9 protein-coding genes and 1 riboswitch are annotated in these 14,265 nt (G+C 72.9%); of the genes, 8 read left to right on the plus strand and 1 reads right to left on the minus strand.

Translation table 11 applies throughout. The annotated features are described in order from the left end of the window. Positions 1 to 189: 189 nt before the first annotated feature. Positions 190 to 3,153 (minus strand): BTAD domain-containing putative transcriptional regulator, encoded by a 2,964-nt coding sequence (locus tag BX285_RS30660; protein WP_183107255.1) that lies wholly within the window; start codon positions 3,151 to 3,153, stop codon positions 190 to 192. A gap of 514 nt (positions 3,154 to 3,667) precedes the next feature. On the opposite strand from BX285_RS30660, the gene hemA reads away from it, so the two are divergent. From hemA to BX285_RS30700, 8 genes are all read left to right on the plus strand, one after another. Continuing rightward, a complete protein-coding gene (gene hemA / locus BX285_RS30665) occupies positions 3,668 to 4,912 on the plus strand; it encodes a 5-aminolevulinate synthase (protein ID WP_121178888.1) in 1,245 nt (414 codons plus the stop codon). Continuing rightward, a complete protein-coding gene (locus tag BX285_RS30670; protein ID WP_097234918.1) occupies positions 4,909 to 5,787 on the plus strand; it encodes a TauD/TfdA family dioxygenase in 879 nt (292 codons plus the stop codon). The genes hemA and BX285_RS30670 overlap by 4 nt, the downstream gene beginning before the upstream one ends. Next, entirely contained in the window at positions 5,784 to 6,755 is a 972-nt protein-coding gene (locus tag BX285_RS30675; RefSeq protein ID WP_121178889.1) for a 3-oxoacyl-ACP synthase III family protein, read from the plus strand. Before BX285_RS30670 ends, BX285_RS30675 begins: the two co-directional genes overlap by 4 nt. 11 nt (positions 6,756 to 6,766) lie before the next feature. Further along, positions 6,767 to 7,975, plus strand: a complete 1,209-nt coding sequence (locus BX285_RS30680; protein WP_220783990.1) for an acetyl-CoA carboxylase biotin carboxylase subunit family protein — start codon at positions 6,767 to 6,769, stop codon at positions 7,973 to 7,975. Beyond that, positions 7,972 to 9,918: a phenylacetate--CoA ligase family protein gene (locus BX285_RS30685; protein WP_259470851.1), complete on the plus strand. Its 1,947-nt coding sequence runs from the start codon at positions 7,972 to 7,974 to the stop codon at positions 9,916 to 9,918. The genes BX285_RS30680 and BX285_RS30685 overlap by 4 nt, the downstream gene beginning before the upstream one ends. Continuing rightward, the gene (locus tag BX285_RS30690) at positions 9,918 to 11,318 is read left to right on the plus strand and encodes a hypothetical protein (protein WP_121178891.1); all 1,401 of its coding nucleotides are present in this window, start codon (positions 9,918 to 9,920) and stop codon (positions 11,316 to 11,318) included. Before BX285_RS30685 ends, BX285_RS30690 begins: the two co-directional genes overlap by 1 nt. Before the next feature lie 74 nt (positions 11,319 to 11,392). Next, on the plus strand, positions 11,393 to 12,397 hold the full coding sequence (locus BX285_RS30695) for an NADP-dependent oxidoreductase (RefSeq protein ID WP_097234914.1): 1,005 nt from the start codon (positions 11,393 to 11,395) through the stop codon (positions 12,395 to 12,397). 3 nt (positions 12,398 to 12,400) lie between these two features. Further along, entirely contained in the window at positions 12,401 to 13,642 is a 1,242-nt protein-coding gene (locus BX285_RS30700; RefSeq protein WP_097234913.1) for an MFS transporter, read from the plus strand. A 250-nt stretch (positions 13,643 to 13,892) separates the two neighbouring features. Beyond that, positions 13,893 to 14,130: riboswitch (cobalamin riboswitch) on the plus strand. Positions 14,131 to 14,265 lie beyond the last annotated feature (135 nt).

Below are 14,265 nucleotides of genomic sequence, written 5' to 3' on the forward strand. Positions count from 1 at the left end.
ACCGTTTCCAGTGCCTGGTGCCTGGTGCCTGGTGCCTGGTGCCGTGGTGCGTGGTGCTGGTCATAGCCTCGTGCATGACAATCCCGGGCAGTTCCCGTTTCGATACCGCCCTGTGGGGATCGATACCGCTCGATGAGGGATCGAGTTCGATCGGTTCAGGGGGCTGTCGGACGCAGCCCGGACGGAGCGTCAGACCGGGATGCGCCCCGGGCTGGGCCGGTCCGCGCCGTCGAGCACGGCGGCCGCCGCCTCCATGCCCTCCAGGGCGCGGGCCGCCTCGATCCGGTACCCGATCGTGCTCGCGTGCCGGTAGGCGTAGCGGTGCGCCTTCAGCGCCCCCTCGAAGTCCCGCACGGCGAACCGCGCCCGGCCCACGATGTTCGCCACCGCCGCCTGGCGCACCGGAGTCCGGCTCGCCTCGGCCAGCCGCAGCGCGCTCTCGATCGGCTCGACGGCCCCCGCCTCGTCCCCGCTCAGCGCCGCGACCTCGGCACAGACCGCCAGCAGCAGGGCGACGTTGCCGGGGAGCTTCGACTCGTCCGACAGCGGCCTGGCCTGGTCCACGCAGGCCCGGGCCTGCGCCAGTTCACCGCAGCGCAGATGGGCGACGGCCTTGTCGGTCAGAGCCGCGACCTCGATCTCGACCGCGTGCAGCCGGCGGCTGATGTCCACCGCCGCCTGGGCCGACTCGACGGAGCGGCGGAAGTCGCCGCAGTTCTCGTGGAGCATGCTCAGCACCGTCAGCGACTCGGCGGTCTCCCGCTGCAGGCCGGCCTCGGTGCCCAGCGCGATGCTCCGCTCCAGGTGCGGCAGGGCGGCGTCGTAGGCGCCCACGGTCGTCAGCAGCATCCCGAGGGTGCCCCGGCAACGCGCCTCGGCGTGCGCGTCGTTGATGGCGATGGAGGCGGCAAGCCCCTCCTCGGCGGCCGCGACCCCCTCCGGGAGCCGGCCGACCTTCCAGCACACCGCGGCCAGGTTCGACAGGCTCAGCAGCAGCAGCGAGGAGCCGCCGAGGCGCCGGGCGCAGGCGACGGCGATCTTGGCGACCTCGTAGTAGTCCTCGAAGTAGCCGCGCAGGTTCAGGTGGTAGGCCAGGTTGCGGGCGAGGTACGCGGCGTGCAGGTCCAGCCGCTCCTGCTCGGCCCGCCGGACCACGGCGATCAGGCTGGAGTGCTCGCGGTCGAGCCATTCCAGGGCGGCGCCGTGGTCCGGGAAGCGCGGCAGGTACGGTGACTCCGGCCGGAAGGTGGTGTCCAGCCGGCGCCAGTACGGGAACACCCGGGCGCAGGCGTCGTCGGTGGTCTGGCAGTAGTGGTCGAGCAGCCGGCGCAGGGCGATGCCGGCCTCGCCGTCCGCGTCGGGCAGCCGGAGCGCGAACGCCCGCACCAGGTCGTGGAACCCGTACCGGCCGTCGTTGCGCAGCTGCAGGAACCGCACGTCCAGCAGCGACTCCAGCGCCGAGTCGGCGGCGGACAGGTCGCGGCCGAGCAGGGCCGCCGCCGAGTGGACGTCGAGCGCGCCGCCCGGGTGCTGGGCGGTGAGCCGGAACGCGGTGCGCACCGGCGCTTCCATGGCGTCGTAGGAGGACCGGAGGGTCGCCTCGACGCTGCGGTCCGTGCTGCTGAGCTCGTCCAGGCGCCGGGTCTGGTCGGCGAGCCGGCGCACCATCCGGTCCAGCGTCCAGCCCGGGCGGTTCAACAGCCGGGCCGAGGCGATCCGCAGCGCCAGCGGGAGGTGGCCGCAGAACTCGGCGAGGTCGTTGGCGCTGCGCAGGTCGGCGGCGACCAGGTCGGGGCCGAGGGTCCGGGCCAGGAACGCGGAGCTCTCCAGCGGCGAGAGCTCACCCAGCGAGACCCACCGGGCGCCGTCGAGGTCCACCAGCCGGGCCCGGCTGGTGACGATCGCGATGCTGCCCGCGGTGGCCGGCAGCAGGGGCCGGATCTGGCCGACCTCCCGCACGTTGTCGAGGACGAGCAGGTAGCGGCGGTCGGTGAGGCAGCTGCGCCACATGCCGGTCCGGCCCGCGAGGTCGTCGGGGATCTCGTCCGGGCGCTTGCCGAGGGAGCGCAGCAGGATGTCGAGCGCGGTGTGGGCGCTGATCGGCTCCTCGCCCGGGCTGTGGCTCTGCAGGTCCAGGAAGATCTGGCCGTCCGGGAAGGCCGCGGTGATGGTGTGGGCGGCCCGGATCGCGAAGGAGGTCTTGCCGCAGCCGCCGATGCCGTCGACGGCGACGATCCGCCCGCCTGCCCGTCCGGCCTCGGCGGCGGCCGCCACGACCGCCGCCAGCTCCGCGGTGCGCCCGACGAAGTCCGGCAGGTCGCTCGGGAGCAGGCGGGGAACGGTGCCGGGCTGCTGCGTGGGCTCGGCCGGCTCGGGCGCCGTCCGCGCCGCGGGGGAGGCGGCCAGGAGGTCCGGGCTGTCCTTCAGGATCGCCTCGTGCAGGCCGATCAGCTCCGGGCCCGGGTCGACGCCCAGGTCCTCGCGCAGCAGCCGCCGGACGGAGCGGAACACGTCGAGCGCGTCGGCCCGGCGCCCGGAGCGGTACAGGGCGAGCATCAGGTGGCCGTACAGTCGTTCCCGCAGCGGGTTGGCCGCGACGAGGTCGCGCAGTTCGCCGACGAGTTCGGGGCCCTCCCCGGAGTCCAGCCGCAGGGCCAGCAGCTGTTCGAGGGCGGCCATCCGGCGTTCCTCCAGGGCCGCCGACGCCGCCGAGATCACCGCGCTCCCGTGGTCGTCGAGGGAGGCGCCGCGCCACAGGTCCAGGGCGGTGCGCAGTTCCTCCGCCGCCAGGTCGCTCCGGTCCTCGCCGAGCAGGGCCTGCGCCCGCTGGACGGCCGCGGCGAACCGCATCGCGTCCAGGTGGTCGTCGTGCACGGCGATGCGGTACCCGGTGCCGACGGTCTCGATGAGCTGCTTGCCGCCGGGGAGCCGGGTGCGCAGGCTGGAGACCGCCTTGCGGACCTGGTGGGTGGCGGTCTCCGGTGCGGCCTCGCCCCAGATCCCCTCGACGATCCGGGACACGGACAGGGCCTGTCCCGGAGCCAGTAGCAGCAGGGTCAGGACCTTCTCGTTCACCCGGCCGCCGAGCGGAATCCGCCGGTCCCCCGCCCACACCTCCAAGGGCCCCAACAGCAGGAACCGCGGATCGCCCACAATGCCCCTCTCCCCGAATACGCGCACCGTCGGCACAACTGCCCGCATTCTACGGCCGGGGCTGATCCACCGGACGCGAGCTTCCTCACTTTTTCAGGGATTTGACGTGCGGCAACACCGGGGCGACCGGCCAGTGAATTGTGCGCCGGCCCCGAACGGGGCCGTAGCATTTCCGGCATACCAGCCGGAATGCCGATGATCCTGCGGTCGATAGGTCTGATTTCGGTACCTGTGGGTCACAACCTGCCGCAAAGTCAAAAGTCCGGGTTTGCAAGGCTTTTGACTCGATTCGTGCACCCGCCGACCCGTGTTACCTGGCGTTACAATTCGAGCTTTTCCAGGCCCCTTCCGGCCGTCCCTGATCGCGTCCCCGAGCGTGTCCCGGAGCGCCGCCGGGACCGCGTCCGGGAGCGGTGCGGGAACGGATCGGGAAGCGTCCCCGGCAGTCTTTTCGTCAGCGGTGCAGCGGCTGCACGCCGCCTCGAACGCATCGCACTTGCCAGCGGAGAAACGAATGACTGCCGAGATCCTGGAAACACCGACAGACGCGTCGATCCTGGACCCACTGCGGCTCCGGCTCGACGAACTCAAGGCCAACCGGCTCTACCGGGACTTCCTCCCGGTCGCCCATCAAGCGGCCCGACCCGGCCACACCTGGCACGACGACCGCCTCGTGCAGGTCTGGTGCAGCAACGACTACCTGGGCCTGAGCCAGCACCCGGACGCCATCGCCGCGCAGCAGGCCTCGGTCGCGCAGCACGGCACCGGCACCGGCGGCTCGCGCAACATCGCCGGCACCAGCGTGGCGCACGTCGAGCTGGAGCGCAGGATCGCCGAGTGGCACGACAAGGAGCGTGCGCTGGTCTTCTCCAGCGGCTACGTCGCCAACTTCGAGTCGCTCAGCACCCTGATCGCCGCCACGCCCGGCATGGTGGTGTTCTCGGACGCGCTCAACCACCGGTCGCTGATCGAGGGCATCATCCGCTCCGGCGCGCCCAAGCAGGTGTTCGCGCACAACGACGTGGCCGACCTGCGCGCCCGGCTGGAGGCGACCCCCGCCCACCTGCCGAAGCTCATCGTGTTCGAGTCCGTGTACTCGATGGACGGCGACACCTCGCCGCTGTCGGAGATCCTCGACCTCGCCGAGGAGTTCCACGCGCTGACCTGGCTGGACGAGACCCACTCGATCGGGGTGCGCGGTGCCACCGGCGCCGGCCTCAGCGAGGAGCTCGGCGACCACCGCGCCACCTTCGTGCAGGGGGTCTTCGGCAAGTCCCTCGGCACGGTGGGCGGTTACGTGGCCGGCCCGGACGTCGCCCTGGACTACGTGCGGTCGCAGGCGCCCGGGTTCATCTTCACCACGGCGCTGCCCCAGGCCTCCATGGACGCCACCCTCTGCACGCTGGACATCGTCCAGAAGGGGATCGAGCTCCGGGCCGAGCTGGACGCCAAGGTCGCCCTGCTGAAGGCCGAACTGCGCGTGCGCGGCATCGAGTTCCTCGACGCCGACAGCCACCTCGTGCCGGTGATGGTGCGCGGAGCCGAGCGCGTCCGCCAGGTGGCCTCGATGCTGCTGGAGCAGCACGACATCTACGTCCAACCGATCAACTACCCCTCGGTCGCCAAGGGCAGCGAGCGCTACCGCGTGACGGTCGCCCCGTTCCGGACCCCGGAGCAGATCGCCCGCTTCGCCGAATCGCTGCACCACTGCCTGCAGGCCTTCGACCCCTCGACCCCTTTCACGGAGGAATCGCGATGACCGCCAAGAAGCCGAGCAACCCGTACGTCGGCGTGGAGTTCACCGACGTCACCTACGAGGACCTGCAGGACCCGGCCCTGTGGGCGGACCTGGTCGACTCGCTGCACGCGCACGACGTGGTCGTGGTCCGCTCCATCGACCTGACGCCCGAGCAGCAGATCGAGCTCGCCCGCCGGCTGGGCCGCCCGGTGCCGTTCGTGATCAGCAAGTACCGGCACCCGGAGTACGAGGAGATCATGATCTCCTCCAACGAGCAGAAGGACGGCAAGCCGGTCGGCGTCGCCCGGGTCGGCAACTTCTGGCACCAGGACTCCACCTTCGTCGCCGATCCCGCGCCGTTCACCATGCTGCACGGCGTCAACGTGCCCTCGACCAGCGGCCACACCAAGTTCGCCAGCGCGGCGGACGTCTACGACCGCCTCCCCGAGGAGTGGAAGGCCCGGCTGGCCGACCGGACCGGCAACCACACCGTGAGCAAGCGGCTGCGCATCCGTCCGGAGCACGTGGGCCTGTCCGCGGCCGAGTTCCGGGCCCAGGCCGAGTTCGAGCACCCGCCGGTCCAGCACCCCGTCATCGCCAAGGACGAGCGCTCCGGCCGCTCCTACGTCTACGGCAGCCGGGAGTACATGGACGGCATCGAGGGCTTCGACCCCAACGAGAACGAGGCCTTCTTCGCGCTGCTGGACGAGCTGATCACGGACGAGAGCCACGTCTACACCCACCGCTGGACGCCGCACGACCTGGTCATCTGGAAGACCCGCACGACCTACCACATCGCGACCGAGGTCGAGCCCGGCGTCGGGCGCACCGTGCACCGCGTCAGCATCGAGTCGGCGGACAGCGACGCGAAGCCGGTCGAAGAGCGGGTGCAGTGAGCGCCATCGCCGACTTCGCGGTCCGGTACCCCGCGGGGCGGGTCGACGTGCACGACCTGCACGCCGCCTCCGGGGTGCCGTTGGCCGACATCCTCGCCGTCACCCACGCCGAGGGGTTCCCCGGGCTGGGCGAGGAGGAGGCCTCCTGGGAGCTGGCGCGGGACGCGGCCCGCGCCGTCCTGGAGCGCACCGGGATCGCCCCGGAGCGGATCGGCACCGTCCTGTACGCCGGCTCGGGGGAGTGGGACCACCCGTTTTGGTCCCCGGCCGCCAAGGTCGCGCACGCGCTGGGCATCGAGCGGGCGCACTGCTTCGAGGTCGGCAACTTCTGCAACGCGGGTGCCACCGCGCTGCAGATAGCGGGCGACCGGCTCGACGCGCAGGGACCGGACCCGGACCAGGGTTACGCCCTGGTGCTGATCGCCGACCGGCTCAGCCGCCTGGTCGACCGCTCCGACCCCGCCAGCCTGGACCTGTTCAACTTCGGCGACGCGGCGGCCGCGGTCCTGCTCACCGCCGGGCCCGGGTCCTTCACCCTCGCGCACTCCGCCATGCGCACCGACGGCAGCTGGGCCGACTACTACCGCGGGGAGCACCGCCCCGAGGGCGTGGTGATCCGTCAGGAGCCCCACCGGCGCGGTCTGGCGGACGCCTACGTGGAGAACTTCCGCACCCTGGTGAACGAGACCCTTCGGGCGCTCGGCGCCAAGATCGACGACGTCGCCCAGCTGCTGATCAACCACGGCGACCGGTGGATGCACCAGCGGCTGCTGGCCACCCTCGGCCTGCCCGAGGAGAAGTCGGTGTTCGCCTACGACCGGCAGGGCCACATGGGCGGCGCGGACACCCTCATCGCGCTGCGCGAGCTGGTGGACCAGGACCGGGTGCACGACGGCGACCTGATCCTGCTGGCCACCAGCGCGATGGGGTTCACCTGGGGGATCACGGCCCTGGAGTGCAGACTGTGAAGATCCTGGTGATGCATCAGGTCCCGTACCGCAAGATCGACTACCACCTGGGGCTCGACCACGAGGCCCACGACGTCACGTACTTCGGGACGGCCGACTCGATCGCGGAGATCCCGGAGCCGCTGCGCTGCGGGCGGGTGGTCCTCGACGGTCCGGACGGGCTCGCCGAGCAGATCATCGCCCGCACCCGCCGCGAGGACGGGTGGGAACAGGTCCTGGCCCTCTCGGAGTTCGGGATCCTGGAGGCCGCGGCGATCCGCGAGCACCTCGGCATCCCGGGCCCCGAGCGGGCCGACCTGGAACTGATCCGCGACAAGGTCGCGATGAAGCAGGCGCTGGTCGACGCCGACGTGCGGCACCCCCGGTTCGTGGCGGCACCCCCGGCCTCGGGCCGGCTGCCGTGGACCGGCCGTACGGTCGTCAAGCCGCGGCTGGGCGCCTCCAGCGACGGGGTCACCGTCCACGCCACGGCCGAGGAGGCCGTCGCCCACCACCGCGGCCTGCCCGACCGGGAGGCCTACCAGCTGGAGGAGTACGTCGAGGGCGAACTCCTGCACGCCGACGGGCTGGTGACCGACGGGCGGGTGAGCGACCTGGTGGTCAGCCGGTACGTCGGCAAGCCCGTCGACTTCGCCGCCGGCGCCCCCATCGCCACCGGACAGCTGCCGCCCGACCCGCGTCACACCGCCTTCACCGAGCAGGTGGTCGAAGCGCTCCGGATCGCAGCCGGCTGCATCCACCTGGAGTTCTTCGAGACGGCCGCCGGGGAGCTGGTCTTCCTGGAGGTCGCCAACCGGCTCGGCGGCGGTGGCATCGTCACCTCCCACCTGCGGCACACCGGGGTCCACCTGGCCCGGCACGAGATCGCGATCCGGCTCGGCCTGCCGCGCCCGGACCGCCTTGCGCCGAGCGGGCGCTACCACGGCTTCGCCATCTTCCCCGGGCACCGGCTGGACCCCTCCCGGCCCTGGCGGACCGAGGTGCCCGAGCACCTGCGCGAGCACCCGGCGCTGGACCGGCTGCACCTGCTCGAAGGCCCCGGCACCGAGCCGGAGGGCGGCTCGGCCCGGATCACCTACCAGGAGTGGCAGGTCCCCGCCTTCATCGAGGCCTCCCACCCCGACCCCGACGAACTCGCCCGTTTCCTCGCGGACTGCACCCGTTCCATCCGGGTGAGCCAGCCCGAGCCCGCCCACACCCCAGGAGGTCCCAGGCCGTGACCGCCACGACCACCCCGATCCGCTCGGCGGCCGAGGCGCGGACCGCCGACGCCGGGCCGTACCACCCGACCGATCTGCTGCTGGCCGTCGAACACGTCGAGCAGGTGCTGGCGCGCGACCCCGGCTCGCCCGCGGCCAAGGCGCTCGTCGACGCCGGCGCCGCCTTCCTGTTCCGGACGGAGGAACTGGCCGAAGGGCTGGACGAGCTCTTCGGCGGCGTCAGCCAGTACCCGTGGCGTCCGCTGCGGGACAGCGACGACGTGATCGTCTTCTCGCCGGTCGGCACGGTCGTCCTGGACGACCCGGCCGTTCCGCAGGCCCCGGCCGTCGGCTCCGCGCCGGCCTCCGCCGAGCCGGCCGTGCGCGGTCTGCTGCTGGCCTGGGCCTCCGGCGACGAGGTCATCGTCCGGACCACCCGGCCGCAGTGGTGGCGCACCGTCGAGGACCTGCTGCGCGCCCCGGGCTTCCCGCTGCCCGCCCTGCGCACCGCCGAGCCGGGCGAGCCGTTCCCGGACGCCGTCGCGGTCGAGGTCCCGCCGCTGCCGGCCGTCGCCGGCACGACCCCGGACGCCGCCGTCGAGGCCCGGCGCTTCCGGCTCGACTGCACCTCCGGCTGGGCCCAGGCGCTGTCCCGGCGCACGTACCTCCCGGGCACCACGCTGGCCCAGGCCCGGGCCGCGGCCGCCGACGGGCTGGACGGCCGGGTGGCGGCGCGCCTGCGCTACCTGGTCGAACGAGCCCGGCGCACCCCGTACTACGGGGGGCTCGACCTGCCCCGGGTGACGGCCCGCGCCGACCTCCAGCGGCTGCCGGTCCTGAACAAGTCGGACCTGGAGCAGCACTCGCTGCCGACCGCGCGCGACCTGTCCAGCGGCGACCGCCCCAGCGGCGAGGTCCTGCGCAGCGGCGCCACCGCCGGAACCCCCCGCTACATCGTCTACTCCCGTGCCGACTGGACCAACATGGTCCGCGAGGCGATCCCGGTGCTGTACGCGCTGGGCCTGCGGCCGGGCGACCGGGTGATCAACACCCTGTTCGGCGGGGAGCTCTACGGCGGGCTGGTGACCAGCCAGAACGAGCTCTCCCGGATGCCGGTGGAGACCTACACCGTCGGCGGCAGCGCGAGCGCGGACCACATCCTGATGCTGGTGCGCCACTTCGACGCCAACGTGGTGCTGGGCATGCCCGCGCTGCTGCTGCCGGTGCTGCGGGCCGCCAAGGCCGCCTTCCCGGAGCTGCGGCTGGAGAAGGTGCTGTACGGCGGCAGCCCGATGATGGAGACCGACAAGCAGTGGCTCCGCGACGAGCTGGGCGCCAAGACCGTGGCCAGCATCCTCGCCGCCAACGACGGCGCCCAACTCGGCTACCAGTGCTCCGAGATGAGCGGCACGCTGCACCACGTCTGCGACGACTACAACCTGATCGAGGTGGTCGACGAACAGGGCCGTCCGCTGCCCGACGGCGAGGTCGGCGAACTGCTGGTGACCAGCCTGCAGAAGCTCGAAGGGCCGCTCATCCGCTACCGGATCGGCGACATCGGCCGGATCTTCCCGTACAGCTGCGGCTGCGGCCTCACCGGCCGGGTGCTGGAGTACCTGGGACGCTCCGACGGGCAGATCAAGGCCCACGCCCAGACCATGCTCTACGCGGACGTCGTGGCCGAGCTGGCCGCGTTCGAGGTCTCCCAGGTGCAGGTCGAGGTGGCCTCCCTGGACGGGCACGAGTCCATCGTGATCCGCACCGAGTCCGCCCGTCCGCTGGACCCGGCGGTGGTGAAGGCGCACCTGGAGTCCAGGTTCTCGCTCCTCGGCTCCCGGCAGGAGTGGGAGACCGACGAACTGCTGCTGCACTTCGCCGTGGAATGCCTCGGGGAGGGAGAACTGCCGCGCCACCCGGTCAGCGGCAAGGTCCGCGGCGTGATCGACCGACGGGTGGAGGCGTGATGTCGGGCGGAGGCGTGCTGTCGAAGGAACCGGTGAGCGCCCTGCTCAACGCCGAACTCGCCCGCCCGGACAGCCCGTTGCGGTCGATCGACCCGCGGCGCCACCCCGTGCTCGCCGACCTGAAGCGGGCCCGGTACCTGAGCCGGCCGCTGGTCTACCCCGAGTCGGAGATGCGCGCCTTCGGCGCCGACCTGCTCGGCTCGGTCGAGCTGCTGACCTCCCTGCCGGCCCGGCTGTTCGACGGCGACGTCGAACGGACCTGCCGGGCGCTCGGCCTGGACCCGCGCAAGGCCGAACTGGTCGGGGACTTCCAGAAGCAGAGCCCGCCGCGCTTCGGCCGGATCGACGCCTATCACGACGGCGAGGCGCTGCGCGTGCTGGAGTTCAACGTCGGCGGATCCGTCGGCGGCCAGGAGTGGGTGCAGCCGCTCGCGGAGATGTTCTGGGCCGACGACGCGTTCCGCGCGTTCGGGACGGCGCACGGCCTGCACCACCTCTCCCAGACGACGCTGCTGGCCGAGGCGCTGCGCGAGGCGGCCGCCCCGGTCTGCTCGGGCCGCGACCCGGTCATCGCCATGGTCGAGGGCACCGGCGGCCTGGACCTCTACGCCGAGGGCTCCTGGTACCTGCTGCGGCGCCTGCTGGAGGCCGAAGGGCTGGACTGCCGGATCGGCGAGGTCCAGGAGCTGGAGGTGACCGCCTCCGAGGTGCGCTTCCAGGGCCGCCGGGTGGACCTGGTCTACCGGCTGTTCGACCTGGACCAGGTCGTCGACGACCCGGACGCCTGGCGCACCACGGTCCGGCTGCGGGACGCGCACCGCTCCGGGCAGGTGGCGCTCTGGGCCCCGCTGGAGTGCGACCTGACCGACAACAAGCGGTTCCTGGCGTACCTGTCGGACCCGCAGTTGCGCGGTCACATGTCGCAGCAGGAACGGGACATGGTGGACCGGGTGCTGCCCTGGACCCGCGCCCTGGTGCCCGGCGCGGCCGGGCTCGACACCGTGGTCGCGGACTGCCGCGAGCGCCGCGAGCACCTGATCCTCAAGCCCGACGGCGGCTTCGCCGGCAAGGGCATCACCTGCGGCTGGCTGGTCTCCGACGAGCAGTGGGCCGAGGCGCTGCAGAAGGGCGCGGCCGAGGGCGCGGTGGCCCAGCAGCGGGTCGTCCCCCGCGAGGAACCGGTGGTGAACGCCGAGACCGGCCTGACCGAGTCCTGGGACGCCTGCCTGGGCCTGTACTGGGTGCCGGGCGACCCGGGCGGTCTCGGCGGCCTGGGCGGCGGCGGCGGACGCCTCGTGCACTCCGGCGAGCCGGCCGACTCCACCGACCGGCGCCTGGCGCCGATCTACCTCTACCCGGACCAGGACCCGGACACGCCCCACGGCGCCGAGCTCCACTGAGCCCGCCCGTCCCCGGTTCCGACGCCCCGTCAGCGCCGTCGGCCCCGCCATCCCCCCAACCCAGGACGGAGACGATGTCTTCCACATTCCGCGCCGTGCACCAGGTGGCGCGCCCCGACGGCGCCCCAGGTGCCGAACACTTCGCCGTCGTGGAGCACCCGCTCCCCGCGGTCGAACCCGGCACCGCCCTGGCGGAGAACATCTACCTGTCCGTCGACCCGTACATGCGGGAGCTCATGGACGAGGAGTGGCCGCTCCACGAACCGCTGGGGTACGGCCGGGCCATCGGCCGCATCGTCCGCTCCGAGGACCCCGACCTGCAGGTCGGCGACCTGGTGGAGCACGGCGGAGGCTGGAGCACGCACGCCCTGATCCAGCACGGCTACGGACGCGTGATCCGGCCCGCGGCCGGCGTGGCGACGGCGACGTACCTGTCGGTGCTCGGCGCGACCGGCCTGACGGCCTACGTGGGCGTCCGGGAGATCCTCCGGGTCCAGGCGGGCGAGGCGGTCTACATCTCGGCGGCCGCCGGCGCGGTCGGCGGCGTGGCCGGCCAGATCGCGAAGCTGACCGGCGCCGCGCACGTGGTCGGCAGCGCCGGCTCCGCCGCCAAGGTGCGGCACGTCGTGGAACGGCTGGGCTTCGACGCCGCCTTCGACTACCACGACGGTCCGGTGGCCGAGCTGCTGGCGAAGGCCGCCCCGAACGGCGTCCACGCCGTGCTGGAAGGCGTCGGCGGCGACCACCTGGAGGCCGCGATCGGCTCCACCCGGGAGTTCGGCCGGATCGCCTGGGTCGGCTCGATATCCCAGTACAACCACCCCGACCGGCCGCCCGCGGCGCCCCGCAACCTCTACGCCGTGTCGGACCGCAGCATCCACCTGCGCGGCTACCAGGTACGGCACTTCATGCACCTGCGGCAGGAGGCCCAGATCTGGCTGACGCCCCACCTGCAGGCCGGCCGGATCGTCGCCGACGAGCAGATCGTCGACGGCTTCGAGAACGTGGTCGAGGCGTTCCTCGGCGTCATGCGGGGCGACAACACCGGCAAGATGCTCGTCCGCGTCGGGGAGGAGTGACCGGTGCTCAAGGCCTTCGCGTCCTACCGAGGACTCCTGGCGCTCCCCGGAGCGCGCACCGTGTTCGTCGTCGGGCTGCTCGCCCGCCTCCCGTTCACCGCGGCCTCGATGGCCCTGGCCCTGCACGTCGTCATCGACCTGGACCGCGGCTACGGTGCGGCCGGGCTCGCGGACCTGATGCTGACGGTCGGCGGGGCCGCGGGCGCGCCGCTGCTGGGCCGCTCCCTGGACCGCTTCGGCGTGCGCCCGGTGGTGCTGGTCACCGGCGCGGTCGACGCCGTGTTCTGGATCGGCGCGCCCTACCTCGACTACCCGTGGCTGCTCGCGGCCTCCGTGGTGGCCGGGTTCATGGGCCTGCCGGTGTTCACGGCCATCCGCCGGGCGATCGCCACCAACATCCCCTCCGAGCACCAGCGGCAGGCGTTCGCCCTCGACGCGATCCTGGTCGAGGTCGTCTTCATGGTCGGACCGGCCGTCGCGGTCGGTGCCATCACCGCCGTGAACGACGCGACCGCGACGATGACCGGGATCGGCGTGCTCTACCTGGGAGCCGGTCTGCTGCTCACCCGGCTCGCCCCCGCCGCGGGGTCCGGCGCGGCCGCGGCCGGCCCGAAGGACCCGGCGGAGAAGGAGCCGCGCGGGCGCAGCGTCTGGCTCCGCCCGGGCTTCCTGCTGGTCCTGGGCGTCAGCATGGCGGCGAACCTCGTCCTGGCCGGCAGCGAGATCTCGATCACCGCCGTGCTGCGCGGGGTCGGCGACACCGAGTGGGCCGGCGTCTGCGTCGCGATCTGGTGCGCGGCCTCCATGTTCGGCGGCTTCTGGCACGGCGCCACCAGCCGGCCCTGGCGGCTGCCGCGGCTGATGCTGCTGATGGGGCTCACCATCGCCCCGGTCGGGTTCGTCGGCCACGCGGGCTGGATCTGGCTCGCCCTGGCCATGCTCCCCTCGGGCTTCGTCTGCGCGCCGACCCTCGCCTCGGCCTCCGAGGAGGTCACCCGGGCGGTCCCGCAGTCGGTGGTCGGCCAGGCCGCGGGCCTGCAGGGCTCGGCGATGACCATCGGCGCGGCGATCGGCGCCCCGCTGGCCGGGGCCGTCATCGACCACTCCGCACCGGCCTGGGGCTTCGCGGTCACCGGCCTGGTCGGGGCGTCCCTGGCGGCCCTGACCCTCGCCTACCAGTACGTCGCCAAGCCGAAGCCGGCCGAGAAGTCCACCGACCAGGCCGACGCCCCGGCGACGGTCTGATCCTTCCCTCCCCCCCGCGACGGGGCCGCACCTGCCCCCGCAGGTGCGGCCCCGTCGCGCGTCACGTTCCCTGAGGCGGTCCGGTCCGCCGGTCCTCCGGTCCGCCGGTATTCCGGCGTGACGCGCAGGCGGGCCCGGAGTCCGCCCGCCGCCAGCTGGGCGCGGAGCCCTCCGACCGGTCCTGACGTCGACGCCGTCTCGTTATTCGGACAACTTGAGTGATCCGCCGTTCGGCTCCCACCCCTGCCCCTAAGCTGGCCGTGCAGCTGGTTCGCCCTGTCCGCCAGGCAGGGCGTCGCAAGAGGGAACCCGGTGACGCCTTTCAACGGCCAGTCCGGGACTGCCCCGCAGCGGTGAGTGGGAACGACCGCCGTCATACGCACTGGGCCCGGGTCGGGTCTGGGAAGCGACGGCCAGTAGGTGTCCGCCCTCGACGAGGGTGGGCGTGCCCGCGAGTCCGAAGACCTGCCACTGCCCGTGCGCGACCGTTCGCGCGCGGCCATCCGGTGACCTCGTGGGCGGGTCGGCGACCATACCCGGCAGACCGGGCCCGCACGTTCGTGGCGGCCGCTGCCCGGTTCGTCATCCCTTCGCGCCCTCCTCCCGTCCCCGGGTACCTGAGG

This window comes from Streptomyces sp. 1114.5, assembly GCF_003635085.1.
GTDB lineage: Bacteria > Actinomycetota > Actinomycetes > Streptomycetales > Streptomycetaceae > Kitasatospora.